We start from the raw sequence: 25654 nt of genomic DNA, 5'->3' as shown, positions 1-25654 counted from the left end.
GGCCTGGCGATGCTATAAGACCGGCCATGAGCGATTTTCGAGATTCATCCGAACCCGGCCTGATGCGGCCCGACATGCCGTTACCGCCTTATTTTGCCGGCCTGAACGAGCGCCAGCGGGAAGCTGTGCTTGCGCTTGATGGGCCGGTCCTGGTTTTGGCCGGCGCCGGCACCGGCAAAACCCGCGTCCTGACAACCCGGCTGGTCCATCTGCTGATGACAGGCAAGGCGCGGCCCGGCGAAATTCTTGCCGTCACCTTCACCAATAAGGCGGCGGCGGAAATGAAGCACCGGATCAGCGACATGATCGCTCGGCCGGTCGAAGGCTGGTGGCTGGGCACCTTCCATGCTTTGGCGGCGCGGATCCTGCGTGCCCATGCCGAACTGGTGGGGCTGACGCCGAATTTCACCATTCTCGATACGGATGACCAGCTCCGGCTGATCAAGCAGCTCATGCAGGCGGAAAATATCGACAGCCAAAAATGGCCGGCCCGGGTCATCCTGGGTGTCATCGAGAGATGGAAGGATCGCGGCCTCCCGCCGGATAAGGTCAGCCGGGCCGAACAGGCGGAATTGGGCGGCGGTCGCCTGCTGGATCTCTACCGGGATTACCAGCAGCGTCTGGCGACCTTGAATGCCTGTGATTTCGGCGATCTGCTGCTGCATAACATCACCATCTTCACCGCCCATCCGGATATCCTCAGCCGCTACCAGCAGCGTTTCCGTTATATGCTGGTGGATGAGTATCAGGACAGCAATGTGGCGCAATATTTATGGCTGCGCCTGCTGGCCCAGACCCATCGAAATCTCTGCGTCGTCGGCGATGACGATCAGTCGATCTATGGCTGGCGCGGTGCCGAGGTCGAGAACATCCTGAAATTCGAAAAGGATTTCCCGGGAGCCAAGGTCATCCGCCTGGAGCAGAATTATCGCTCGACGCCGCATATCCTCGGCGCCGCCTCCGGCCTCATTGCTCACAATGCGGATCGGCATGGGAAGACGCTTTGGACCGATAAGGACGAAGGCGAGAAAGTCGTCGTCGCCGCCGCCTGGGACGGGACGGAGGAAGCCCGGCAGATCGGCGAGGAGATCGAAAGCCTGCAGCGCCGGCAGGTACAGCTCGGCGATATCGCCATATTGGTGCGGGCCGGTTTCCAGACGCGCGAGTTCGAAGAGCGTTTCATTACGCTCGGCATTCCCTATCGCGTGATTGGCGGCCCGCGTTTTTATGAGCGCCAGGAAATCCGCGATGCGCTGGCTTATCTGCGCATAATCAATCAGCCGGACGATGCTTTGGCTTTCGAACGCATCGTCAATGTGCCGCGTCGCGGTATCGGTGACAGCACCATGCGGCAATTGAACGATCTCGCCCGGCGCTTGGAAGTGTCGCTGCCGGAAGCGGCGCGGCGCATCGTCGAGACAGATGAATTGAAGCCGGCGGCACGTCGCTCGCTCGGGACGCTGATGCAGGATTTTGCCCGCTGGCGAAGCATGGCCGATACCTTGCCGCAAGGCGAGCTGGCCCAGCAGGTGTTGGACGAATCCGGCTATACCGCGATGTGGCGCAATGACAAGTCAATTGAAGCTCCGGGACGGCTGGAGAACCTGAAGGAACTGGTCCACGCCATGGAGGAATTCGACAGCCTCGGCGGCTTCCTGGAACATGTCGCCCTGGTGATGGAGAATAGCGGCGGCGAGCCGGGCGAGATGGTGACCATCATGACCCTGCATGGCGCCAAAGGCCTGGAATTTGACATCGTCTTCCTACCTGGCTGGGAGGAGGGGCTTTTCCCGCATCAGCGGTCGCTGGATGAGAATGGCATGAAGGGGCTCGAAGAGGAACGCCGGCTGGCTTATGTCGGCATCACCCGGGCCCGGCGCCGCGCGACAATCTCCTATGCCGCCAACCGGCGGATTCATAACCAGTGGCAAAGCGCCCTGCCGTCGCGCTTCTTGGCGGAGTTACCGAAGGAACATCTGGATCGCCGTGACACTAATCTGTTCCAGCAGTCGCGGATGAATCAGGATGCCGATTGGCAAAGCGGTTGGGGTGGCGGCTGGAGCGGTGGGGTCAGTGATCCGAGTGGCGGCTGGCGCGGTCGGAATGCCGGCGGCCAGGCCGGCTATGGTCCGGGCATGCGCCGGCGCGAACGCGTCATCGATATCGAGCCGGATGCCGTGATGCTGGTGAAGCGCGGCGCCAGCCATCAGGCCGGTGACCGGGTATTCCATCAGAAATTCGGCTATGGCCGTGTGGTTTCGGCCGATGGCGACAAGCTGGAAATCGACTTTGATAAAGCCGGTCTGAAAAAGGTCATGGCCGGCTTCGTGGTCCGCGCCGACCGGGCGTCTTGACGACATTGCTGGAAGATTTTGGGGGATTTGAATGACGAGTCTGTGGTCGATCATCCTGGAACTGCCCTATAAGCCGGCGGAAGAGGATCGGCAGCGTCTCGAATTGGCGTTGGAGCCGTTCGGTGAGGCTTTGTCGAGTTTCGAGGTCGATGATGGCAAGGCGTGGAAGATTGAGGTTTTCGGTGAGAGCAAGCCCGCCCGCCGTCTGGTCGATGCGGCTTTGAAGCCGCTCGGCAAGTTCAAGGCTGCGATCGCACCGGTGCCGGAAAAGGACTGGGTGGCGGAAAGCCAGAAGGGCCTGCCGGCCCTCTCCGCCGGCCCATTCTTCATCCACGGCTCGCATCACACCGGCCGGCTCCCGAAGAACAAGATCGTCTTTGAAATCGATGCCGGCATGGCCTTCGGTACCGGGCGGCATGAGACCACCCGCGGCTGTTTGCTGGCGCTTGGCCGCCTCGCAGAAAGCGGCCAGAAGTTCCGCAAGCCGCTCGATATTGGCACCGGCACCGGGATCCTCGCTTTTGCCATGGCCCGGCTTTTCAAAGTGCCGGTGATCGGTGGCGATAATGATAAGGATTCGGTCCGGGTGGCGCGGGAGAATGCAGCGCTGAACGGGCTCAAGCGCGAGGTGAAGATCCTGCTCTCCGACGGCTATCGCGCGGCAGCGATCCGTAGCCAGGCGCCCTTCGATCTGGTCTGCGCCAATATTCTCGCCAATCCCCTGATCGAGCTGGCGCCGTCCTTGGCGAAGGTGCTCGGCCGCAACGGCCGGGCGGTGCTGTCGGGCTTGCTGCGCAGCCAGGAGAAGGATGTGCTGGCGGCCCATGAAGCCCAGGGCCTGGAACTCGATTTCCGCCTGCGTCTCAAGGACTGGTCGGTCCTGGTGGTGAAGCGCCGGGTGAAGACGGCTGCGGGCAAAAAGCCGGCCAGCAAGAAATCGGTAGTCAAGAAATCCATGACGGGGAAATCAGCCGCCAAGGTCAAGGCTAAGGCTACCAAGAGGAAAGTCGCGCAAAAGAAAACGGCGGCCGGAAAACCGGGCCGCCGTTCTTGAGGTACTCAGGGTAATCTCGTAATCGGTACTCATCTTCTCATACGCGGTACGCGGGTACGCAGGTAATCCGAAACTCGTACGCTTACTCTTTACTCTTACTCATACGCCTACTTTGATCCGCGCCGGGTCCGTGGAAAGACCCGGCTGCCCTGAGGCAGGCTGCTTAGGCAGCGCGCGGGGAATGGTCGTTGGCCGCGTTGATATTGGCCGGAGCCACGGTCTTGCGGGCGATTTCGCCAGCGAGCCAGTCGATGTCGCCACGCACGATGCCGATATCAACCAGCATGCGGTCATCCAGCTTGGAGAGCTGGCGCGCAGTCGCGCGGGCCCGGTTCCAGGCACGCAGCGGCGCGACGATATCCTGTTCCGTCGCGGCGAGCAGCGCCGGAACCCGCTCGGCCTTGGCAACGTCGAGCTTGCGAACATAGCTTGCAATCTCGTAGCGGCTGAGGCCGATATCGGCCAGCATGCGGTCGTCCAGCGCCATCAGCGTGTTATAGATATGGCGGCGGTGCAGGAAGTGCAGCACCGGCTGCACGAACACACCATAGACCGCGCGGCTGAAAGCCTGGAACAGGGTCGGTTCGCCCGAAACCTTGGTCGCCTTCTCGGCAACCTGGGTGATTTCGGTGCGGTTGACACCGATATCCGCCAGCATGCGGTCGTCGAGCAAAGCCAGTTCTTGAGCAACGCCAGCCCGGGCAATGGCCCGGCGGGCAGAGTTTACCACGGTCCGCGCAAATTCAACGATCGCGCTGGTCGCCGTCACCCGTGTGGTCATGGTCGGCGCGAACGCCACCGAACCAGCCACCTTCTCATTTGTCATCATCCGATACATGATTATCTATCCATCCGATTTATCGCGTCTGCAGCCCAATTGCCGCCAACGATCGATGCACTTTATATATGTTAAAGGCGGGTTTTGAGGCAGGGGGTTCGCCGCATCGCAGCAATGCAGCCCGCGCATGAAGAAGCGTGCGTAAAGGTGATTAAGGTCACTTTTGGCACATGACTGGGCGTCTCAGAGGCGCTTGGAGAAGCCAGCGGCCGGGCGGATGTCGGCCCAAGGAGAGAATATGTCGGTTTGCCGAGAAAAGTATCAAGGCGATGAATCGCTCGAATTATTGTTAAAAAAAGGCCGATCTTTCTTTACCTTAGACGAATTGTCGCAGGTAATTCCGGGAATCGCTGCGGCGCCACAAGGGGAATTTGCGGACGATTGGATACATTTGGTGGTGCCCGAAGCAAGTCCGGCCACTAGCGCTCAGCTCCACGCATACCTCGACCTGTGGAAAACCGCAAATGGCGGTATGCGTGACGCCAAAACCGCGGAACGTCTTGCTGCACTGCAAAAGGAGCTAACCTGCCGACGCCTGGATGGCTTCGTTATCCCCCGCGCAGATGAACATCAGGGTGAATATGTGCCGAAGCGGGCCGAGCGGCTCGCCTGGATCAGCAATTTCACCGGCTCGGCCGGCCTGGTGATCGTGCTCAAGGACCGAGCGGCGATCTTCGTCGATGGCCGCTATACCATTCAGGTGCGGGAACAGGTCGATACCAGCTTGTTCGATATCCGCCACATCACCAATGAACCACCGGAAGCCTGGCTCGCCGAGCACCTGCCAAAGGGCGGCAAGCTCGGCATCGATCCCTGGCTGATCACCGCCGATGCCGCCCAGCGATTCCGCGCAGCGGTGCAGCAGCTGGGCGGGGAGCTCATCTCCTGCGACAGCAATCCCCTGGACGCCGTCTGGCCCGATCAGCCGGCGGCCCCGATCGCCCCGGTCTGGCCGCATGACCTGCGCTATGCCGGCCGTGGCTCGGCCGATAAGCGGCAGGAACTGGGGGCCAAGCTGGCGGCCCAGGGACGCGACGCCGCGGTGCTGACGGCGCCGGATTCGATCTGCTGGTTGCTGAATATCCGCGGCGGTGATGTGCCGCGCACACCTTTCGCTCTCGGCTTTGCTATCTTGCACCAGGACGGGCGGGTCGATTTGTTCATGGATCGCCGCAAGTTCCCGCCGGCGACCTTGGCGCATCTCGGCAACCAGGTAACCCTACACGCACCGGACGCTTTCATCGGCGCGCTCGATGCGCTGGGTGCGGCGAAGGCCAAGGTGATTGTCGATGCGGCGACGGCCGGCATCGCCGTCTCCGACCGCCTGCGGGCTGCCGGCGCGGCGGTCACGGTCGGCGAAGATCCCTGTGCCCTGCCGAAGGCGGCCAAGAACCCGGTCGAAATCGCCGGTACGCGGGCGGCCCATCGCCGGGACGGCGCTGCCATGGTGCAGTTCCTTGCCTGGCTCGATGCCGAAGCGCCTGAGGGGCATCTGACGGAGCTGGCGGCGGTGGCCAAGCTGGCCGAGTTCCGTCGCCGCAACGATCTCTTCCGTGATTTCAGCTTCGATACCATCTCGGGCGCTGGTCCCAATGCCGCCATCCCGCATTACCGGGTGACACCCGAAAGCGACCGGCGGATCGAGCGCGACGCCATCTATCTCGTCGATTCCGGCGGTCAGTATCTCGACGGCACCACCGACATCACCCGGACGATCGTGGTGGGCAAGCCGACGGCCGAGATGAAGGACCGTTTCACCCGGGTCCTTAAAGGCCATATCGCGCTTGCCACCGCCAAGTTCCCGCGCGGCACGACCGGTAGCCAGCTCGATTCACTGGCCCGCCGGCCCCTCTGGGATGCCGGGCTGGATTTCGATCACGGCACCGGGCATGGCGTTGGCAGCTATCTCTCGGTGCATGAAGGTCCGCAACGCATCTCCAAAGTGCCGAACCGTATCGCCTTGGAGCCGGGTATGATTCTCTCCAACGAGCCCGGCTATTACAAAGCCGGCGAATACGGTATCCGCATCGAGAATCTGATCGTGGTTCAGCGCGATCCTGAGAGCGAGATGCTGTCTTTCGAAACCATCACCTTCGCCCCGATCGACCTCGCTTTGGTCGAGACTTCGATCATGACGCCGGACGAGATCGCCTGGCTCAATGCCTATCATGCGGAGGTGCGGGAGAAACTGCTGCCGCAGCTCGACGAGGCAACGGCTGCCTGGCTGCAAACAGCGACGCGGGCGATCTGAGCGATGAACTCGTGTGCTAAGCGGCAGTCCTCATTCTGCGCAGGATCTGCCGCTGCACATCGACATAGCCAGGCGCCGTCACCTTCAACTGATGGCGGATCAGTTGATTGAGATGCGGCAGGGCATGGAAGGGCACCGAGGGAAAGGCATGATGCTCGGTGTGATACGGCATGTTCCAGGCCAGGAACCGAATCGCCGCGTTGGTATAGGTGGTGCGGGTATTGGCCAGCATGTCGTCGCTCAGCGGGCACAAGGCATGTTCCGCCAGCAGATACAACCGCAGAAAGGGCTGGCCCAGGAGGGCCGGCAGCAGCCAATAGAAAAGCGCGAAGGCGCTTTGCGCCGCTAGCGAGACGATGAACACCACCCCATAGATCGCCAGCACGAGCCGCGCCTCCCGGATGATATCCAGCCTTTGCTTGTCGCCGTTGTAGAAATTGCCTTCGACCCTGCCTCTCGCATGATCGATGAGCGCACGGCTCTGCCCGGCCCAATAGGGCAGGCCGCTGACATGCCAGAGCCATTGCCGCATCGTGCGTGGCTTTGGAAAGGCGAGTTCCGGATCCCGCACCGGATCCTGGGTGAAGCGATGATGGGCAAAATGAAAGGCGCGGAAGTAATCGCGCGGCAGCAGCAAGAGGCAGCCGATGACAAAGGCAACACCGTCATTCCAGCGCCGGCTGGCAAAGGCGGTGCGATGGATGCATTCATGCAGCGGCGTGAATAGGAAGATGAGCACGATGCCATGCAGCAGCATGGCGGGCAGCACCCACCAGCTTCCCAGGCTCTGCCAGACCAACAGACCCGTTGCCAGCAGGACGGCGAGATGCGCCAGCAATTGCCGCAAACCGGCCTGGTCCGACCGTTCGGACAACTCCCGTAACAGCTGATGATCGACGATCTTGGTGCGGACGAAGTTATCCGGCATGCGCTTCCGTCTTCGATGGCCATCACTTTCTTCATGATGGCGCTATCACCGCACGCTGTCCAGAAAGCTTAACTTGCCGGCGCCGTTCATTTGGCGTCACCAAAGCAAGCAGGACGAGGAGGAGCGACGCTGCCGTGATTACACCGTAGATTGGCGTGAAGCTGCCCATCAGCGATTTCGCATAGCCGCCGGCAAGGTTGCCCAGAAAGCCGCCAAGCCCCAGCGCGATATTGCCGATGCCGAACAGCAGGGTGGCCGTATCGCCGCGATAAATCGCACTGACATAAGCCGGCACCAGCCCGAAGATCGGATAGAAAGCGAGACTGAACAGCACGCCGGCAAGATGCATCATCGCTGGTACCGGTGGCAGCAGATGCGACATGGCGAAGATAGTCGCCGCGGCGGCGGCCAGCAGCAGATAAGTGATTAGCATCGCCCATTTGACCGAAATCCGATCGGCCAGCCAACCGAGAGCAAACCCGCCGACCATACCGACCCCGCCGATCAAGCTCCAGAGCCGGGCCGACATATCGACGGTCCAGCCGAGATCCTCTCGCATCAGCGGCACCAAATAGGTTTGGAATGGCATGCAGGTGAAGCCGTTGAGAAACATCGTGACGATGAGCAGCAGGCCGAGCGGCTGCAAGACCTCACGCAATCGGTCACGGAAGCCATCCAGCCGTGGCGGGTTGCCTCGCGCCTCATGCGGCGTCCCTTCCGCAGCTGCCGGCAGCCGGCGGAGACGCAGCCAGCCGGCGGTGAAGAGCATCAGGGACAAGACAGCAACGACCAGCCAGACACTGCGCCAGCCCCAGGCGGCGACCAATGGCGGCACGATCAGACCGTTGAGGAAAACCCCGTAGCTGGTGCCGCTGGACATCAGGCCGAGCGCCTTGGCCTGATGGCGTGCCGGGATTGCTTGTTGGCAAACCGCGACCATTGGCACCCAGACGGCCGCCGCACCGGCACCCATGACGGTCAGCAACAGGCCCAGCATCGGTGTACCGAAAAGCTGCGACATCGCCAGCAGGCCGATGGAAGTCGTGGCCAGGGCGCCGAGGATCAGGCGCATCGCGCCGATGACCGGCGAAAGGACGCCGCTGAGCAAGGCGGCGATGAGAAAGCCGATCTGTGCGATGCCGGTCACCAGGCCGACCGTGGTGTAGTCGAAACCAAGATCCTGCCGCATCTCCGCCACCAGCGAGGCGAAAAGATAGATGCCAAAACCATAAGTGACGGCCACGAAGGCGGTGAAAAACAGGGTGATTTCCAAGGCGGTTGGTTGGCGTTTCATCTCTGGTCTCTCCGCCTCAAGTCATTTGTCGATGCCTTCAGCTTGACAAAGCCGCCCTCTTCGCCACAAACGAGTTCCAGGGTCATTTGAGACAAGCAGGACTTATGCGAGCGCGGCTGACACGATCGACCTTTCCCGGCAGTGCGGCTTTGCGCAGTTTCGAGAGCGCCGGCCGTCTGTTGAGCTTCAAGCGCGCCGCTCAGGAACTCAATGTCACCGAAGCCGCCATCAGCTTCCAGATACGGCAATTGGAAGAGGAACTGGGTGCTGAGCTATTTGAGCGCGGACACCGTCAGGTCAAACTGACACCGGCCGGGCGCGCCTATCTCGGCACCGTGCAGCAGGCGCATCGCGACCTCATGATGGCGACGCTGTCTCTCACGGGGCAGGAAAAGGCGCAGGTCCGGGTCAGCACGATGCCGGCCCTGGCGGAACATTGGCTTGTGCCGCGCCTCGGAAGTTTCATGCGACGCCATCCCGATATTGCCGTCTCGGTTCTCGCCTCCAGTGACCTGGTGGATCTCGATCGTGACGAAGTAGATGTCGCCATCCGCTATGGCAGCGGCCACTGGTCGCGCGCCGAGATACGGCATCTGATGGATGAAACCATCCTGCCGGTGGCGCATCCGAAGATCGCCCGCAAATTAGCCCGGCGGAAGATCGATGCCTCGACCAACATACCGCTTATATCGAATCTTCAGCATCCGGATGAATGGGCGCATTTTCTCCCCGACCTGCCAGGCGGCCGCCATGCGGCGGGGCTGCTTCGGCTGGAGACCTCGGTCTTGGTCTTGCGTGCGGCGGTGGAGCAACTGGGTATCGCCATCGGCCGACGACCTTTCGTTGACGATTTCATCGCGCGCGGCGAATTGGTGCCGCTGACCGATCAGGAGCAGCCAACCGGCAAAGGTTATTTCATCCTGACGCCAAAAGGCCGGAAGGGCATGCGACCGGAAATAGCGCATTTCGTGGATGCGCTCTGCGAATTTGCGGCGGCAGGACCGGAGAAAACCTAATCGCCGATCAAAGCCAACCAGTCTTCCTCGCTGAGGGTCTGTACGCCAAGCACCGCCGCCTTGGCGGCCTTCGACCCGGCATCTTCACCCACGACGACATAATCGGTTTTCTTCGATACCGATCCAGCAACCTTCGCGCCGAGACTTTCAGCCCGCGCCTTCGCCTCATTGCGGGTCATGCGTACCAGCGTGCCGGTGAAGACCACAGTCTTTCCGGAGATCGGGCTGCTGGCCGTCGCGACAGGTGCGAAGTCTTCGACCTCGATTTGCTTAAGGAGATCATCGAGGACTTCCTGATTGTGCTTCTCGGCAAAGAACTCGATCAGGTCTTCCGCCATCGACGGTCCGATGCCGTTGATCTCGCTAAGGTCCTGTCGCGCCTCGCTGCCGATGGTCTGCGCTTCCTTCATTGCCTTTCGCAAAGCATCGAAGGACAAGTAGTGCCTCGCCAGCAGTTTTGCCGATACTTCACCGATCTGCGGGATGCCAAGGGCATAAATGAAGCGCGGCAAAGGCACGCGCCGCCGCTCCTCAATGGCTGCAACCAGATTGTCGACCGATGTCTGGCCCCAGCCTTCCCGTTCCAACAGCTCCTTGCGGTGGTTCTTCAGGCGGAAGATGTCGCCTGGCGATTTCAGCAGGCCGTCCGTATGGAAGGCTTCGATATGTTTGTCGCCGAGGCCGTCGATGTCGAAAGCACCGCGCGACACGAAATGCTTCAATCTCTCGACCGCCTGCGCAGCACAAATCAAGCCGCCGGTGCAACGCCGTGCCACTTCGCCTTCTTCGCGCGTGGCGTGGCTGCCGCAAACGGGACATTTATCCGGGAAATGATAGGAGCGGCCACGCCCCTTGCGGTCGGCATCCACAACTTCGACAATTTGCGGGATTACGTCGCCGGCACGTTGCACCACCACTTTGTCGCCGACCCGGATATCCTTTCGGGCGATCTCGTCTTCATTATGCAGGGTGGCGCGCGCGACGACCACGCCACCAACGGTGATCGGCTCCAATTCGGCTACCGGCGTCAGTACGCCGGTGCGGCCGACCTGGATGGTGATCTTATTGAGGGTGGTGATGGCTCGTTCCGCCGGAAACTTATGGGCAATGGCCCATCGCGGGGCGCGGCCAACGAATCCCAGGCGGTTCTGCCAATCACGCCGGTCGACCTTATAGACGGCGCCGTCGATATCATAAGGCAGGTCCGACCGGTCGGCGCCCAGGTCCTCGTAGTATTTGATCACCCCATCGAGGTCGCTCACCAATTCACGTCGTGGGTTGATGTCGAATCCCCAGTCTTGCAATTGGTCGACAAAGGCATGATGCGATCCTGGCTGGTCCGGCCATCCTTCGACCTCGCCATAGGCATAGGCGAAGAATTTCAATGGCCGCCTTTTGGTGATCTCCGGATCGAGCTGACGCACGCTGCCGGCGGCGGCGTTGCGCGGGTTGGCGAAGATCGACTCGCCGGCCGCGGCGCGCTGTTCGTTCAATTTGGCGAAACTCGCCCGGGCCATATAGACCTCGCCGCGGATCTCGATCAGCTTCGGCGGGGATTTGTCTTTCAGCTTCATCGGGATGCCGCTGACATGGCGCAGATTGGCGGTGATGTCCTCGCCGACCGCGCCATCGCCGCGCGTCGCACCTTGAACGAAATTGCCGTCCTCATAACGCAGATTGGCGCTGAGCCCGTCGATCTTCGGCTCGAGCGCGAGCGGAATGCTGGTATCGACGCCGAGGCCGAGGAACCGCCGTATGCGATTCAGAAAGTCGTCGACGTCTTCGCGGGAAAAGGCATTGTCCAGCGACAACATGGGCCGTCGATGAGTGACTTTGGCGAAGGCTTCGGCCGGAGCGGCGCCGACCCTTTTGCTAGGGGAATCTGCCCGGATCAGTTCAGGAAAGCGTGCCTCGACCGCCCGGTTGCGCTGGACCAGGGCGTCATAATCCGCATCGCTGATTTCCGGCGCATCCTTCTGATGATAGAGCTTGTCATGATGTGCGACTTCCGCCGCAAGCCGTTCGAGCTCCCGCGCCGCTTCGGGTTCCGTCAGTCGCTCGACAGCCACCGGAGCCGTTCCTGGGGCCGTTTCTTTTGCCGGCTTTTTGCTCATGACCTTACCTCGATGCGATGCGGCCAGTCCTTTGCCGGCCGGGAAATAATTCGATGGGCTGCGATCCTAGCTGGCGCTGGCCAGCAGTTTGGTCGCGGCAGCCCTGGCCTCGTCCGTGATCGTGGCGCCGGACAACATGCGGGCAATTTCCTCGCGCCGGGCGGGCTCGTCCAAGGGGCGCACGGTCGTGGTCGTTGCCGTCTTGCTGCCGCTTTTTTCGACACGCCAATGTTGATGGCCGAGTGCCGCCACTTGCGGCGAATGGGTGATGACCAGCAATTGGACCGCCTTGGCCAGACGCTTCAGCCTTTCACCAACGGCTGCCGCGGTCGCACCGCCGATCCCGGCATCGACCTCGTCGAAGACCAGCGTGGGGACCGGTTGGTTGGCCGCCAAGGTGACTTTCAATGCGAGCATGAAGCGCGCCAATTCGCCCCCCGAGGCGATGCGGTTGATCGCACCCGGCGGGGCGCCAGGATTGGTCGCTACCTCGAAGGTGACGCGGTCCCAGCCGGTCGCCGACCAGTGTTCTTCCGGTGCCGTTTCGATCCGGGTCGCAAAACGCGCCTTCTCGAGCTTCAGCGGTGCCAGCTCGGCATTGACGGCGGCGTCCATCGCTTTCGCAGCCTTCTGGCGGGCCTTGCTCAAAGCCGATGCGGCATCGATATAGAGTTTCCGGCTGGTCTCGACCTCGCCCTGAAGCTTGGCCATGTTCTGCCCGCGATCATCGAGATTGGCCAGGCGCTGCGTCAGCTTCGCCAAGAGATCGGGCAGGGCCTCGACCGGCACCTGATGTTTCCGCCCGAGATCGCGCAGCAGATAGAGACGCTCTTCGATCCTATCCAGGCGCTTGGGATCGGCATCGAGATCGGCGGCCATATGCTGGAGCTGAGAGATTGCCTCAGCCAGTTCGATGCTGGCGCGATCCAGCGCCGCCACGACCGGCTGCAATTGATGCGTTGCCTGATCACCCAGCCGGTCGCCGAGACGGTCCAGCCGCCGCTGCGCCGCAGCGATGGCGCGATCGGCACCCTTGTCGCCGGCCAGTTCCACATTCACCGCGTCGATGGCTTCGATCAGTTGGGCGCGATTGGCCAGCAAAGCGCGTTCGGCCACCAGCTCGGTTTCCTCGGCCGGCAGGGGATGGGCTAGTTCCAGCTCCTCGACGGCATGGCGCAGATAATCTTCATCGGCCTTGGCACGGTCGAGTTCCGCCTGGGCGGTTTCATAGGCAGCAACCGCGTCGCGCCACCGGCGATGCGCCGCGCCGCAAACCGCCGCCTTGCTCTCATTGCCGCCATAACCGTCGAGATGCCGCTGATGGGTGGCGGGGTCGAGCAAGCCCTGGGCTTCGAACTGACCTTCTATCTCGATCAAGGCATCGCCGAGCCGGCGCAGCAGGCCGATACTGACGGGCTGATCATTGACGAAGGCGCGGGAGCGCCCATCGCTGCCCAATTGCCGCCGCAGGATCAGGCCGCCATCGATATCGATTTCCTGTTCCGCGAGGATGGCAAGTACCGGATGGTCATCGGCCAGGTTGAATTCCGCCGTGACGCTCGCCTGCGATGCACCCTGGCGCACCAAGCCGGCATCGGCGCGGGCGCCTAAAGCAAGGCCGAGGGCATCGAGCAGGATCGATTTGCCGGCGCCGGTTTCACCGGTCAGAACGGTGAGGCCGGCATCGAAGGCCAGATCCAGCTTTTCGATCAGCACCACATTTTGGACGGTGAGTGCGACCAGCATGAAGAGGCTCTTAGAAGGTCCCGTTCAGCCAGGAACCTTCCTTCTGCTCGGGTTTCAGATTCTTGGCTTTCAGGAGCTTATAAGCATCCTCATACCACTGGGAACCGGGATAGTTATAGCCGAGCACGGCTCCTGCGGCTTGGGCCTCCTCCGTGACGCCCAAGGAGAGATAGGCTTCGACGAGGCGTTCCAGGGCTTCCGGCACATGGGTCGTGGTCTGGTATTTCTCGACGACCGTGCGGAACCGATTGATCGCCGCCAGGAACTGGTCACGCGTCAGATAATAACGGCCGATCTCCATTTCCTTGCCGGCGAGGTGGTCGCGCACCAGATCGAGCTTCAGCGCGGCGTCGCGGGCGTAATCGGTATTGGGGAAACGGGCGACGACATCGCTTAGTGCGCGTAACGCCTGCTCGGTATTGCCTTGGTCGCGGGTCACGTCAGCGATCTGCTCGTAATAGCAGAGGGACCGGAGATAATAGGCATAGGCGGCGCTGCGGTTGCCGGGATGGAGTTCGATGAAGCTTTCCAGGATCGGCAGCGCGTCGTCGTATTCGTCCACGACGTAATGGGAATAGGCGGACATGATCTGCGCCTGGGTTGCCCATTGCGAATAGGGATGCTGGCGCTCGACTTCGTCGAACAGGCGTGCGGCCGCATGGGGCTCACCGCCTTCCAGCGTATCCATCGCGCTATTGTAAAGCTGCTCCGCCGGCTGATCGGCGATATCCGGTTCGTGGCTGGAACAAGCGGCGATCATGGCAGCGCAGGCGAACGCAGGTAGAAGCCGCCAGAGGTACCGAGAATGCATCGCCGTGATCCGCCATCTTGTTAATTTTTGGTCGCCCGAACTATAGGCGGTGCCGGGTCCGGGCTCAAGCCCGGCAGGATCGCCAAAATCGGCCGATTTTTGAGAAAAATTGCCCGCGGCGCCGCCGCGGGCAAAGTTCTGAGACACCTATCGTGGCCGGCCGACTCGCGCCGGCCGGCCGGGTGAAACCAAGCCGTCACATCGTTCTGTCGGAAACGAGGTGACGGCCGGTCTCGGTCAGTTCGCCTGACGGCGCAGGAAGGCCGGAATATCCAGCAGATCTTCCTCGGCCCGGCTGGCGGACATGCGCTCTGTCGGCTCGAGCTGCAGCTGCGGCTGCTGCATACGGGGTTCAGCCCGGACCTCCGGCTGGCGGAGTTCCGGCTGCGCCATGCCGGGCTGGCTCGGCATCTGATGACCGCCCATGTGATGACCACCCGCTGGATGGCTGTTCACCGGCTGATGCGCCGCCTGGCTCGGGGCGGCTTGCGTCTGCGGTCGCGCAAAGCTCGGCGGACCGTAAGTCGGCTGGCTCAGCCGCGGCGCCTGAGGGGCCGGGCTGGCTGGACGCTGGTCGACCGGCCGGCTGGCTGGCTGGCTGGTGAAACGGCTGGTCACCTTCTCGAAGAGGCTTGGCGCGCGCCTGCGTTCCGGGGCCGCTTCGGTGACAGGCTGCGGGGTGACCGGCTCGGCGATGAAGGCCTGCGGCCGGGTGGCTGCCTCAACCGCCGGCGGGGCGACAAAGGTCTGGCGCTCAGCCTGGCGTTCGACCTGACGTTCCGGCATGCGGACCATCGCGGGTTCCGACTGCAGGGCGGTTGCACCGATGGAAGCCGGCATCGGGGCCGAGGCTGTTGCCGGAGCGGCCGAGGTGGCGGGCTGGGCAGCATAAGCCTGGGCCATGCCACGGGCATGCAGGGCGCTGGCGGTCATCGGTTGCGGCACATTGGGCTGCTGCATCGAGGCCTGGGCCACCGGTTGGGCCATCATCGGCGCGGGGGCCGCCGCTTCCCGGTAACCCGACCGGTCGTCGCCGGCATCGTTGCCTGAGGGCTGCGGATTCGGGTTGCGGGCGACGAGGCTGAGATTGGCCATGGTCGGGCGCGGCTGGGCCTGAACCTCGGCTTCGATGCCGGTTGCCACGACCGAGATGCGGATCTTGCCTTCCAACGACTGATCGAAGGTCGAGCCGAAGATAATATTGGCTTCGGGATCGACTTCGTCGCGGATGCGGTTGGCCGCTTCATCCACTTCGAACAGGGTCATATCCATGCCGCCGGTGATGTTGATAAGCACACCGCGTGCGCCCTTCATGCTGACTTCGTCCAGCAGCGGGTTGGAGATGGCCGCTTCGGCGGCGGCGATGGCGCGGTTCTCGCCGCTGGCTTCGCCGGTACCCATCATCGCCTTGCCCATCTCGCTCATCACCGCACGGATATCGGCGAAGTCGAGATTGATGAGGCCGGGCATGACCATCAGATCGGTGACGCCGCGCACGCCGGAATGCAGCACTTCGTCGGCCATTTTGAAGGCATCGGCGAAAGTGGTCTTTTCATTGGCGATGCGGAACAGGTTCTGATTGGGGATGATGATCAGCGTGTCGACATATTGCTGCAGATCCTGGATGCCCTGTTCGGCCATCCGCATGCGGTGCGAGCCTTCGAAATGGAACGGCTTCGTCACCACGCCGACGGTCAGGATGCCCTGTTCGCGGGCGATCTGGGCGATGACCGGTGCCGCACCGGTGCCGGTGCCGCCGCCCATGCCGGCGGTGATGAAGGCCATGTTGGAGCCGGCCAGCTGCTCAGCGATATCGCGGATCGCTTCTTCCGCCGAAGCCCGGCCGATATCGGGGCGGGCACCGGCGCCAAGACCCTTGGTCACCGTGGCGCCGAGCTGGATGCGCCGCTCGCACAAGGATTGCTGCAAAGCCTGGGCGTCGGTATTGGCGACCAGGAATTCCACGCCTTCAAGCTTGGAACGGATCATGTTGCTGACGGCATTGCCGCCCGCGCCGCCGACGCCGACCACGGTGATCTTTGGCCGGATGTCGAAGGGATCCTGCGGAAGTGAGAGATTCAATGTCATAGGTGCCTCCAATGTTGCTCACTGGTTATGGTCAGAAATTATCCCTCAGCCATGAACCGATGCGTCCCATGACACCCGTTGCCTGGATGTCCGAGCTGCGCGTCGGTTTTGGCTGTTCGGATTCGCTTTGTAGGGCATAGGTCAAAAGACCCGCCGCGGTTGCAAAGGCCGGCCCGTTGGTTGCATCCGCCAGACCGTGGATGCGGATGGGACGACCCATGCGAACTTGTTTGTCCAAGACGAGAGCGGAGAGCTCGCGCACACCGCTCAATTGGCTGGCGCCCCCGGTCAGCACGACGCGCCGGCCGGCAACCTTGTCGAAACCGCTCGCTTCGAGACGCGAGCGAACCAATTCGAAGGTCTCTTCGAGACGCGGCTGGATGACGCCGATGAGGATCGATTTCGGCACCTGGTTGGTCAGGCCGCTTTCTTCCTCGCCGACTTGGGGGACATGAATGATCTCGCGCTCGTCGGCCGGACTGGCGATGCAATTGCCATAGAGCGTCTTCATCCGCTCGGCATGCACCAGCGGTGTCGACAGGCCACGGGCGATATCGTTGGTGACATGGCCGCCGCCGATCGGCACCGAATCGGTGAAGACCGCATGGCCATCGAAAAACACGGACAAAGTCGTCGTGCCGGCGCCCATATCGATGACCGTGACGCCAAGATCCATCTCGTCGTCGACCAGCGTGGAAAGGCCGGCGGCATAAGGTGAGACGACCAGCGCCTTGATATCAAGGTGGCAGCGGCCGACGCAGGTGGTCAGATTCTTGACGGCGCCGGCGGCGGCTGTGACGACATGCATGTCGACACCGAGGCGGTCGCCGTACATGCCGCGCGGATCGCGGATGCCCTTCGAGCCATCGATCGAATAGCCGACCGCGATTGAATGGATGAGGCGGCGTTCATGCGATCCGTTGATCTGGCTGCCCTGCAGCAGCACCCGGTGCAGATCGTGATCGCCGATCTCACGACCGGAAATCGGCACTTCGACGCCGACCGTCTGGGATGCCGGATAGCCGCCGGAGAGGTTCACCACCACGTCCTGGATCGTTTCGCCGGCCATCTGCTCGGCGGCGTGGACGGTAGTCAAGATCGCCATCTCCGCCTGTTCCATATCGATGATGGCACCGCCGCGGACACCGCGCGAAATATGATGGCCGATGCCGACGACAGACGGCCTGCCGTCATCGCCGATGCGGGCGATGAAACAGCAGATCTTGCTGGTGCCGATATCGATGGCAGCAATCAGACCATTGCGGGGCGCGACGCGCGGTTTCTTCATCGGGATTTACCTTGTTCCCTTTGTCTCATGTCTCGTTGCTTTTGCTCTTGCGGGCCGGCTTCTCGGGCGGCTGCGGATGTGCTTGCCGCACGACAACCTGATTGGGCAGGCGCAAGTCGACGATCGTGATGTCCTTGTCCAGCAACTGCTGCTGCCGTTGCAGTGCCGCCAGGCGATGCCAGGCGCTGGCAGGATCTTCTTCCGGCAGCTTCACATCGACATTGCCGTTGAGTCGCAAATTCCAGCGCCGCTCGCCGACGAAGACCGCGGCAGTTACCTGGCGCTGCAGATCCGGTTCGCTCGCCATCATCTCCAGCAGCTTGCCGGCATGCCGCGGCGCTTCATCGCCGACGATCACCAGCAATTTTGCGTATTTCTGCAGATTGTCGGTCTCGATCACCTTGCCGTCGCGGCTGACCAGATAAAGCTGTTGCTGGCGCTGCCACAGTGCTAGCGGCTCGGCCTCGGTGATCTGCACGACAAGCTTGTTGGGGAAACGCCGCTCGACCGTCGCTGCCGCCACCCAGGGCAGAGCGGTCAGCCGTTCGCGCGTCGCTTGAATGTCGATGCCCAACAGGGGTGTGCCCCGCTTCGCACCGATTGCATTCAGCACTTCTTCCTGCGAGGTTTCGCTGCGGCCCGTCACCTGCACTTCATCCAACGCAAGGCCGGAGGCCGCTGTCGCTTCAAGGAACGAGTGGCCGAGATTGCCACCGAGCTCGGCGAACCAGCCGGACTGGGCGCCCCAAAGACCGAAACCGCCAAGAACGCCGGCAATGCCGAAAGCGATGCCGCCGCGCACCATCAGGCGCTCCAACCGGCTGCGCGGCCGCTTCCGCAGCGGCGGACGCGCGACCGCACGTCCTGCGGGGGCCTTGCCCCGGCCGACCGTCGCGGCGCTCACCGGATTGTTGGCGGTCAATGATCGCATGCAGCGTTCTCCACCATCCAACTGACCAGTTCCGGATAGGACATGCCGAGCGCGCGCGCCTGTTCGGGCACCAGCGACAGCGGCGTCATGCCGGGTTGCGTGTTGATTTCCAACAGATAGAGATGTTCCGGCCCGCCGCCGGTCGTATCGTCATAGCGGAAGTCGCAGCGCGACACGCCGCGGCAGCCGATGCTCTGATGCGCCACCACCGCCATCCGCATCGCCTCCGCCGTCACCGCTTCCGGCAGCGGGGCAGGGCAGAGATGCACCGTTTTGCCGCCGGTATATTTGTTGGTGTAGTCGTAGAAGCCGCTATGGGGCCGCAATTCGGTGACCATCATGGCACGGTCGCCATCCTTGCCGCCGATCACCGCGACGGTGAGTTCGCGGCCGGGAATGAAGCGTTCGACCAGCAGCGGCATGTCATCGGACCAGTTGGCTTCGGCAAAGGGATCGTTGTCGCCGATGCGGGCGATGCAGACACCGACGCTGGAACCTTCATTCGCCGGCTTCACCACATAGGGACGGGCCATCACGTCACCGCGCATGACCGCCGCCTTGTCGAGGATGACGCCTTCCGGGCAGCGCAGGCCGGCAGCAGCGAAGACCCGCTTCGCCATCGGCTTGTCCATCGCGATGGCTGAGGCCATGACGCCGGAATGCGTATAGGGAATGCCGATGAAGTTGAGCACGCCCTGGATATTGCCATCTTCGACCCAACGGCCATGCAACGCATTGAAGATGACATCAGGGCGCTGCGCCTCGATGGCGGTGATGAGGGCTTTGAGGTCCTTGCCGACATCGATGGTGGCGACGGTATAGCCGGCCTCGCTCAAGGCGGCCGCGCATTCCGCGCCGCTCGTCAGAGAGACTTCCCGCTCCGCCGAAGGACCACCCATCAATACCGTTACGCGCTTCATGCCTGATCCTTCATCGCAATCGCATTCGGTGCATCGGCGGCAAGACCGATGCGCTTGATTTCCCATTGCAGGTTGATGCCGCTATGTTCTCGCACCCGGCGGCGCACTTCCTCGCCCAATGCCTCGATCTCGGCCGCGGTGGCGGTGCCGGTATTGATCAGGAAGTTGCAATGCTTCTCCGAGACCATGGCGCCGCCCACCTTCAGGCCACGGCAGCCGGCGGCATCGACCAGTTCCCAGGCCCGCTGCGGGGTCGGGTTGACGAAGGTGCTGCCGCCGGTCCTCGCCCGGATCGGCTGGCTCTCGACGCGGCTGCGCTGAATCTCCTGGATGCGTTCGTGTACCGTCGCGGGACTTTCCGGCGCACCGACGAATTCGGCGCCGACGAAAATCCAATCCTCGGCGATCGCCGAATGCCGATAGGTGAAGCCCATGGAAGACCGGTCGAGGCGACGAAGATGACCGCTTTCATCGATGGCGGTTGCGCTTTCCAGCACGGCGGAAACGTCACTACCATAGGCGCCCGCATTCATGCGCAAGGCGCCGCCAATCGTGCCGGGAATCCCCGAGAGGAATTCCAGCCCGCCGAGGCCGGCATCACGCGCTGCCAGCGCGACATTGAGGTCGAGGGCGGCCGCGCCGGCGATGACGCGATCAGCTTCGATGCGGATGTCGGCGAAAGCACGCCCGAGGCGGATGACAACGCCGGGAATGCCCCCATCACGCACCAGCAGATTGGAACCGACGCCTAGCACCGTCACCGGAATATCGGCGGGCTTGGCGGCGATGAAAGCGCGCAGGTCTTCGAGGTCGGCCGGCTTGAACAGCACCTCGGCCGGACCGCCGACGCGGAACCAGGTGACATTGGCCAGCGACGCGCCCTCGGTCAGGCGGCCACGCACCGGCGGTAGCCGATCAAGCAGGCCGGATGTCCGCATCGCCGCCATCATGGTTGCTTCCTGCCGTAAAGGGTAGCCAGTTCGCCCGGCAAGGCATGGGCCCAATAGGTAATGCTGCCGGCACCCAGGCAGACCACCATGTCGCCGGGATGCGCCATCGGCGCCACGGTTTCGGCCAGTTTCTTTGGATCGGATAGATGACCCGCATGACGATGGCCGCGCTCACGCAAACCGGCGGCGAGGGCTTCGGCATTGATGCCGGGGATCGGCGCTTCGCCGGCCGGATAGACATCGGCGACGATGACCGCATCGGCATCGTTGAAACAGGTGCAGAAGTCGACGAAGAGGTTCTGCAGCCGGCTGTAACGGTGCGGCTGGACGACGGCGATCACTTTTCCATGGCTCGCCTGGCGCGCGGCCTTGAGCACCGCGGCGATCTCCACCGGGTGATGGCCGTAATCGTCAATCACCGTGACGCCATTGACCTCGCCGGTGCGGGTGAAACGGCGCTTCACGCCGCCGAAGCCGGCAAGCCCTTTGCGGATCTTGTCGTCATCGATGCCCATCTCATGCACCACGGCGATCGCCGCCAGGCTGTTCTGCACATTGTGCTGGCCGACCATCGGCAGATGCAGGCCGGTGATCGTATGTTCGGTGTCGCGAATGCGATCTGTGATCACGACGTTGAAGCTGGCGCCGCTCGGATCCATTTTGAGATCGGCCGCCCGCACATCGGCCTGGGGCGAGAAACCGTAGGTGATGATGCGCCGGTCCGCGAGACGCGGGATCATCGCCTGCACCACCGGATGGTCGATACACAAGGCCGCGAAACCGTAGAACGGAATGTTCCGGACGAAATCCTCATAGGCCTTGTTCATTGCTTCGACCGTGCCGTAATGGTCGAGATGCTCGGGGTCCATATTCGTCACAATGGCGATGACGGCCGGCAGTTTCAGGAAACTGCCGTCGGATTCATCAGCTTCCACCACCATCCAATCGCCGGCGCCCAAGCGTGCATTGGTCCCGTAATTGTTGATGATACCGCCATTGATGACGGTGGGATCGAAACCGGCGGCATCGATCAAAGCGGCGACCAGCGAGGTCGTCGTGGTCTTGCCATGGGTGCCACCGATGGCGACCGACCATTTCAGGCGCATCAGCTCGGCCAGCATCTCGGCGCGGCGCACCACCGGGAGCCATTTCGCGCGGGCTGCGACCACTTCGGGGTTGTCCGGCTTCACGGCGGTGGAAATGACCACCACCGAGGCATCGGCCAGATTTTCGGCACGATGGCCGAATTCCACCGGCACGCCGATCTCCTGCAGGTGCTTGGTGACATAGCTTTCATTGAGATCGCTGCCGCGCACCTTGTAGCCGAGATTGTGGAGAATCTCGGCAATGCCGCTCATGCCGATGCCGCCAATGCCGACAAAGTGGATGACGCCGATATCGAGAGGAAGGGCGCGCATCAGTGTTGCTCCAATTCTTGGACGGTGCCGGCCGGCAGCAGGCCGGTCACCAGATCGGCCAGCGCGCGTGCGGCATCGCGGCGGCCGAGGCGCCGCGCCGCATCCGCGGCGGCGGCCAGCTTGGCCGGATGTGTCATGAAATCTTCCAGGCGCGCAGCGAGGCCCGACGGATCGAGGTCGCGTTGCGCTACCGCCCAGCCCCCGCCAGCATCGGCCAGAGCCGAGGCATTGGCCATTTGGTGATCATCGATGGCGCCGGGCAGGGGAATCATCAGCGCGGGACGGCCTGCCGCGGCAAGCTCGGCGACGGTCGAGGCGCCGGCGCGCGATATCAGCAGATGTGTCTGGGCAAGACGCGCCGGGATGTCGCGGAAGAAAGGCTGTAATTCCACGGCAAGGCCCATGTCGCGATATTGCGCCGCGACCCTTTCCAGATCTTCGGCGCGGCATTGCTGTGTCAGCTGCAGGCGCCGCCGCAGATCCTGCGGCAGCAAAGCGATGGCCGGCGGGACCAATTCTCCGAAGACCCGGGCGCCGAGGCTGCCGCCGACGACGAGCAGGCGGAACGGGCCCTCGCCCGTCGGCGCGATATAAGGCTCCGCGGCGATGGCGGCAATATCGGGCCGCACCGGATTGCCGGTAACGATACGATGTGCCGCCGATACCTGTTCGAGAAACTTCACGCGCTCGAAACTGGTGGCGACGCTGCTGGCCCGCTTCAGCAGGAACCGATTGGCGCGGCCGGCCACGGCATTCTGTTCGTGGAGCACCGTTCGCACGCCGGCATGCTGCGCCGCCAGCAACGGCGGGACCGAGGGATAGCCGCCGAAGCCGACCGCGACGGCCGGACGCAGGCGCTTCACGAGGCGCCGCGATTGCAGATAGCCGATACCCAGGCGCAGAACATTTTGCAGCCGAGCGGCGGCCCCCTTGCCGGCAACACCGCCGGCAGCGATATGATGAAGGCCGACCTGCGGCAATTTCGCACCGAAACCCTGGCCCCGCTCATCGGTCACCAGGTCGACGGCAAGGCCCCGCCCCAGCAACTCATGCGCCAGCGCTTCGGCGGGAAATAAATGTCCGCCGGTGCCGCCTGCCGCCAGCAGGATGCGCGCCGTACCGGGTTGCATGGAAGCTGCCGTCATAGATCGACGCTCCCCGGGAATCGCTTGCGGGTGAAAGCGAGCAACATGCCGACCGTCAGGGCAATCGCCATGATTGACGAGCCGCCATAGGAGATGAAGGGCAGGGTCATGCCCTTGGTCGGCATCAGATGCAGGCTGGAGGCCATATTGATGACCGCCTGCAGGCCGAATCCCGTGACGAGACCCGTTACCGACAACAAAATGAAGAGATTGTTCTCGCCCACCATGCGCAGCAGGGACCGCAACACGATGAAAGCGAAGATCGCGACGATCAGCAGGCAGACGATCAGGCCGAATTCTTCGGCGGCGACGGCGAAGACGAAATCGGCATGAGCGTCCGGCAGTACCAGTTTCACGGTACCTTCGCCCGGGCCGCGGCCATAGAGACCGCCATTGGAAAAAGCTTCGAGCGCGCGGTCGATCTGGTAGTTGTCGCCGGCCTTCGGATCGAGGAACTGATCGATGCGCTCGGTGACATGGGGGAAGGTGAAATAAGCGATGACCAGACCGCCGACGCCGACACCAATGCCTGCGACCACCCAGATGATGGGCAGGCCGGCGATGAAGAACTGCGCAAACCAGGTCAGCGTCACCACCGAGGTCATGCCGAGATCGGGCTGCTTCATCAGCAGGCCGACCACCACCACATAAGCGGCGATGGAGATGAGATAACCGGGAACGCGCTTGTCGCTATGTTGCAGCGAGAACATCCAGGCGGCGAAGACGGCAAAAGTCGGCTTGAGGAATTCCGAGGGCTGCAGATTGAGCGGGCCGATATTGATCCAGCGCGTAGCGCCCTTGATTTCCTGGCCGAACAGGATGGTCAAGATCGTCAGGCCGAGGAAAATGAAGAATCCGATCACGCCCATGCGCCGGACCTGGCGTGGCGACATCACGGAAACGCCGATCATGATCGCCAGCGCCACCGGCAGCATGGCGTAGTGATGGCGCACAAGATAGAAGCTATCGAGACCGATCCGCACTGCGACGGCCGGGCTGGCGGCCAAAACCAGGATGGCGCCGATGAACATCAAGGCAAGAATGGCGCCCAGGGTCCAGCGGTCGACTGTCCACCACCATTGGCCCAGTTGACTGCGGTCGGTGCGAGAGAAAGTGCTCATGCCTTGCCTCCCGCCAATTGCGCAACAAGGCCCCGGAAGTGGTCACCGCGGACTTCGAAATTCGGATACTGATCCCAGGAGGCGCAGGCCGGCGAGAGCAGCACTGTCGCGCCGTCGCGATTTTCCTTCTGCGCCAGCACATGGGCCGCTGCCAGCGCCTTATCCAAGGTGCCGCATTGGGTTGCCGGCACGGCGCGGCCAAGCTGCTTGGCGAAGGCGGGTGCTGCTTCGCCGATCAGGAAAGCGTGGCGGATGCGGGGATAGAAGCTCTCCAGTCCGGCAAGACCGCCTTCTTTGGCGCGGCCGCCGATGATCCAGTAGATATTTTCGTAGCAGGCTAAAGCCTTGCCGGCCGCATCGGCATTGGTCGCCTTGCTGTCATTGACATAGCGGACCTTGCCAATGGTCGCGACCAGTTCCTGGCGATGGGCGAGGCCCGGATAGCTCTTCAGGCCGGCGACGATCTGGTCGCGGCTAAGGCCGAGGCCACGGGCCGCGACATAGGCGGCGGCGGCATTCTGCCAATTGTGACTGCCGGGCAGGGTGGCGATGGTGGTCAGGTCGATGATCTTCTCGCGCTTGCCGTCGATATCGTCGATCAGCTGGCCCTTCACGGCAGAGACGCTTTTCGCCAAGGTCTTCTCAGCCGAGATTGGGATCAGCCTGCGGCCGGCATCCTTCAAGTCGCCATAGATCTTCCGGCAATGCTCGTCATCGACGCCGATGATACCGACGCCGCCACGCTTCTTGGCGGCCAAAGCGAGTGTCTTGGCGGCGATGTATCCCTCCATGCCGCCATGACGATCGAGATGGTCCGGCGTGATGTTCAGCAGAATGGCGATATCGGCAAAGACAGTCGGTGTGATTTCCAACTGATAGGACGACATTTCGAGGACATAAATGCCGTCCAGCCCCATCGGTTCCAGCGACAATGCCGCCTGGCCAAGATTTCCACCAATTTCGCATTTCTTGCCGGCCTGCCGCAGCAGATGGCCGATCAGGGTCGTGGTGGTGGATTTGCCATTGGTGCCCGTGATGGTGACATAGCGGGCGCCGGGTTGAGCCTGGACCAGAAGCTCGATATCGCTGATCACCGGCACATTCGCCGCCTTGGCCAAAGCGGCCACCGGATGCGGCTTCGGATGGAGATGCGGGATGCCGGGGCTGATCAACAGGAAGCTGATCTGCGACCAGTCAGCCTTGGTCAGGTCGACCAGCCAATCTCCATTGATCGCCGTGCGCGCAGCTTCATTGTCATCCCAGGCCCAGACGGTCGCGCCACTCGCAGCCAGGCTGGCCGCAGCGGTGCCGCCGGAACGACCGAGGCCGAGAACGGCCACGATCTTGCCGTTGAGATTGGGGATGCGAAGCGCAGCGGTCACGACGG

19 protein-coding genes are annotated in these 25654 nt (G+C 62.7%); 4 read left to right on the top strand and 15 right to left on the bottom strand.

Features of this window, described 5'->3' with window-relative positions; all coding sequences use genetic code 11:
- Positions 1-26: 26 nt before the first annotated feature.
- Both SMD27_RS00435 and SMD27_RS00430 read left to right on the top strand, forming a co-directional pair.
- A complete protein-coding gene (locus SMD27_RS00435) occupies positions 27-2354 on the top strand; it encodes an ATP-dependent helicase (RefSeq protein ID WP_320506366.1) in 2328 nt (775 codons plus the stop codon).
- A 31-nt stretch (positions 2355-2385) separates the two neighbouring features.
- Positions 2386-3408, top strand: a complete 1023-nt coding sequence (locus SMD27_RS00430) for a 50S ribosomal protein L11 methyltransferase (protein ID WP_320506365.1) — start codon at positions 2386-2388, stop codon at positions 3406-3408.
- A 163-nt stretch (positions 3409-3571) separates the two neighbouring features.
- Here the strand turns inward: SMD27_RS00430 and SMD27_RS00425 are convergent, their stop codons facing one another.
- Positions 3572-4246, bottom strand: coding sequence for a DUF1127 domain-containing protein (locus SMD27_RS00425; RefSeq protein ID WP_320506364.1), 675 nt, complete (start codon positions 4244-4246; stop codon positions 3572-3574).
- Positions 4247-4718: 472 nt separating this feature from the next.
- On the opposite strand from SMD27_RS00425, the gene SMD27_RS00420 reads away from it, so the two are divergent.
- Positions 4719-6497, top strand: a complete 1779-nt coding sequence (locus tag SMD27_RS00420; protein WP_320506363.1) for an aminopeptidase P family protein — start codon at positions 4719-4721, stop codon at positions 6495-6497.
- A gap of 16 nt (positions 6498-6513) precedes the next feature.
- Here SMD27_RS00420 and SMD27_RS00415 read toward each other — a convergent pair whose 3' ends face one another.
- Positions 6514-7425, bottom strand: coding sequence for a fatty acid desaturase (locus tag SMD27_RS00415; RefSeq protein ID WP_320506362.1), 912 nt, complete (start codon positions 7423-7425; stop codon positions 6514-6516).
- A 31-nt stretch (positions 7426-7456) separates the two neighbouring features.
- A complete protein-coding gene (locus SMD27_RS00410) occupies positions 7457-8719 on the bottom strand; it encodes an MFS transporter (protein WP_320506361.1) in 1263 nt (420 codons plus the stop codon).
- Between the two features lie 104 nt (positions 8720-8823).
- On the opposite strand from SMD27_RS00410, the gene SMD27_RS00405 reads away from it, so the two are divergent.
- On the top strand, positions 8824-9735 hold the full coding sequence (locus tag SMD27_RS00405) for a LysR substrate-binding domain-containing protein (protein ID WP_320506360.1): 912 nt from the start codon (positions 8824-8826) through the stop codon (positions 9733-9735).
- On the opposite strand, the gene ligA is transcribed toward SMD27_RS00405, so the two are convergent.
- The 12 genes from ligA to murD all read right to left on the bottom strand — a co-directional run bounded on the left by ligA (position 9732) and on the right by murD (position 25649).
- On the bottom strand, positions 9732-11849 hold the full coding sequence (gene ligA, locus SMD27_RS00400) for an NAD-dependent DNA ligase LigA (RefSeq protein ID WP_320506359.1): 2118 nt from the start codon (positions 11847-11849) through the stop codon (positions 9732-9734). The two genes, SMD27_RS00405 and ligA, sit on opposite strands and share 4 nt — an antisense overlap.
- Before the next feature lie 66 nt (positions 11850-11915).
- Positions 11916-13595: a DNA repair protein RecN gene (gene recN / locus SMD27_RS00395; protein WP_320506358.1), complete on the bottom strand. Its 1680-nt coding sequence runs from the start codon at positions 13593-13595 to the stop codon at positions 11916-11918.
- A 10-nt stretch (positions 13596-13605) separates the two neighbouring features.
- Positions 13606-14406, bottom strand: coding sequence for an outer membrane protein assembly factor BamD (locus SMD27_RS00390; protein WP_320506357.1), 801 nt, complete (start codon positions 14404-14406; stop codon positions 13606-13608).
- A gap of 237 nt (positions 14407-14643) precedes the next feature.
- Positions 14644-16494 (bottom strand): cell division protein FtsZ, encoded by a 1851-nt coding sequence (gene ftsZ, locus SMD27_RS00385; RefSeq protein ID WP_320506356.1) that lies wholly within the window; start codon positions 16492-16494, stop codon positions 14644-14646.
- A gap of 31 nt (positions 16495-16525) precedes the next feature.
- Positions 16526-17782 (bottom strand): cell division protein FtsA, encoded by a 1257-nt coding sequence (ftsA, locus tag SMD27_RS00380; RefSeq protein ID WP_320506355.1) that lies wholly within the window; start codon positions 17780-17782, stop codon positions 16526-16528.
- A 25-nt stretch (positions 17783-17807) separates the two neighbouring features.
- Positions 17808-18713 carry a cell division protein FtsQ/DivIB gene (locus tag SMD27_RS00375; RefSeq protein ID WP_320506354.1) on the bottom strand — a complete coding sequence of 302 codons (906 nt, stop codon included), beginning with the start codon at positions 18711-18713 and terminating at the stop codon, positions 17808-17810.
- Complete coding sequence (locus SMD27_RS00370; protein ID WP_320506353.1) at positions 18701-19633, bottom strand: D-alanine--D-alanine ligase; 933 nt, start codon at positions 19631-19633, stop codon at positions 18701-18703. The genes SMD27_RS00375 and SMD27_RS00370 overlap by 13 nt, the downstream gene beginning before the upstream one ends.
- A complete protein-coding gene (gene murB / locus SMD27_RS00365; RefSeq protein WP_379990875.1) occupies positions 19630-20583 on the bottom strand; it encodes a UDP-N-acetylmuramate dehydrogenase in 954 nt (317 codons plus the stop codon). Before murB ends, SMD27_RS00370 begins: the two co-directional genes overlap by 4 nt.
- Positions 20580-22001 (bottom strand): UDP-N-acetylmuramate--L-alanine ligase, encoded by a 1422-nt coding sequence (murC, locus tag SMD27_RS00360; protein WP_320506352.1) that lies wholly within the window; start codon positions 21999-22001, stop codon positions 20580-20582. The genes murB and murC overlap by 4 nt, the downstream gene beginning before the upstream one ends.
- Positions 22001-23146 carry an undecaprenyldiphospho-muramoylpentapeptide beta-N-acetylglucosaminyltransferase gene (gene murG, locus SMD27_RS00355; protein WP_320506351.1) on the bottom strand — a complete coding sequence of 382 codons (1146 nt, stop codon included), beginning with the start codon at positions 23144-23146 and terminating at the stop codon, positions 22001-22003. Before murG ends, murC begins: the two co-directional genes overlap by 1 nt.
- Positions 23143-24267 (bottom strand): putative lipid II flippase FtsW, encoded by a 1125-nt coding sequence (ftsW, locus tag SMD27_RS00350; protein WP_320506350.1) that lies wholly within the window; start codon positions 24265-24267, stop codon positions 23143-23145. The genes murG and ftsW overlap by 4 nt, the downstream gene beginning before the upstream one ends.
- Positions 24264-25649, bottom strand: a complete 1386-nt coding sequence (gene murD / locus SMD27_RS00345) for a UDP-N-acetylmuramoyl-L-alanine--D-glutamate ligase (RefSeq protein WP_320506349.1) — start codon at positions 25647-25649, stop codon at positions 24264-24266. The genes ftsW and murD overlap by 4 nt, the downstream gene beginning before the upstream one ends.
- Positions 25650-25654: the final 5 nt, after the last annotated feature.

It is taken from the genome of Dongia soli (assembly GCF_034044715.1).
Lineage (GTDB): Bacteria > Pseudomonadota > Alphaproteobacteria > Dongiales > Dongiaceae > Dongia_B > Dongia_B soli.
The sequence above is the reverse complement of the archived record's forward strand: the minus strand, read 5'-3'. Positions and strand labels throughout refer to the sequence as shown.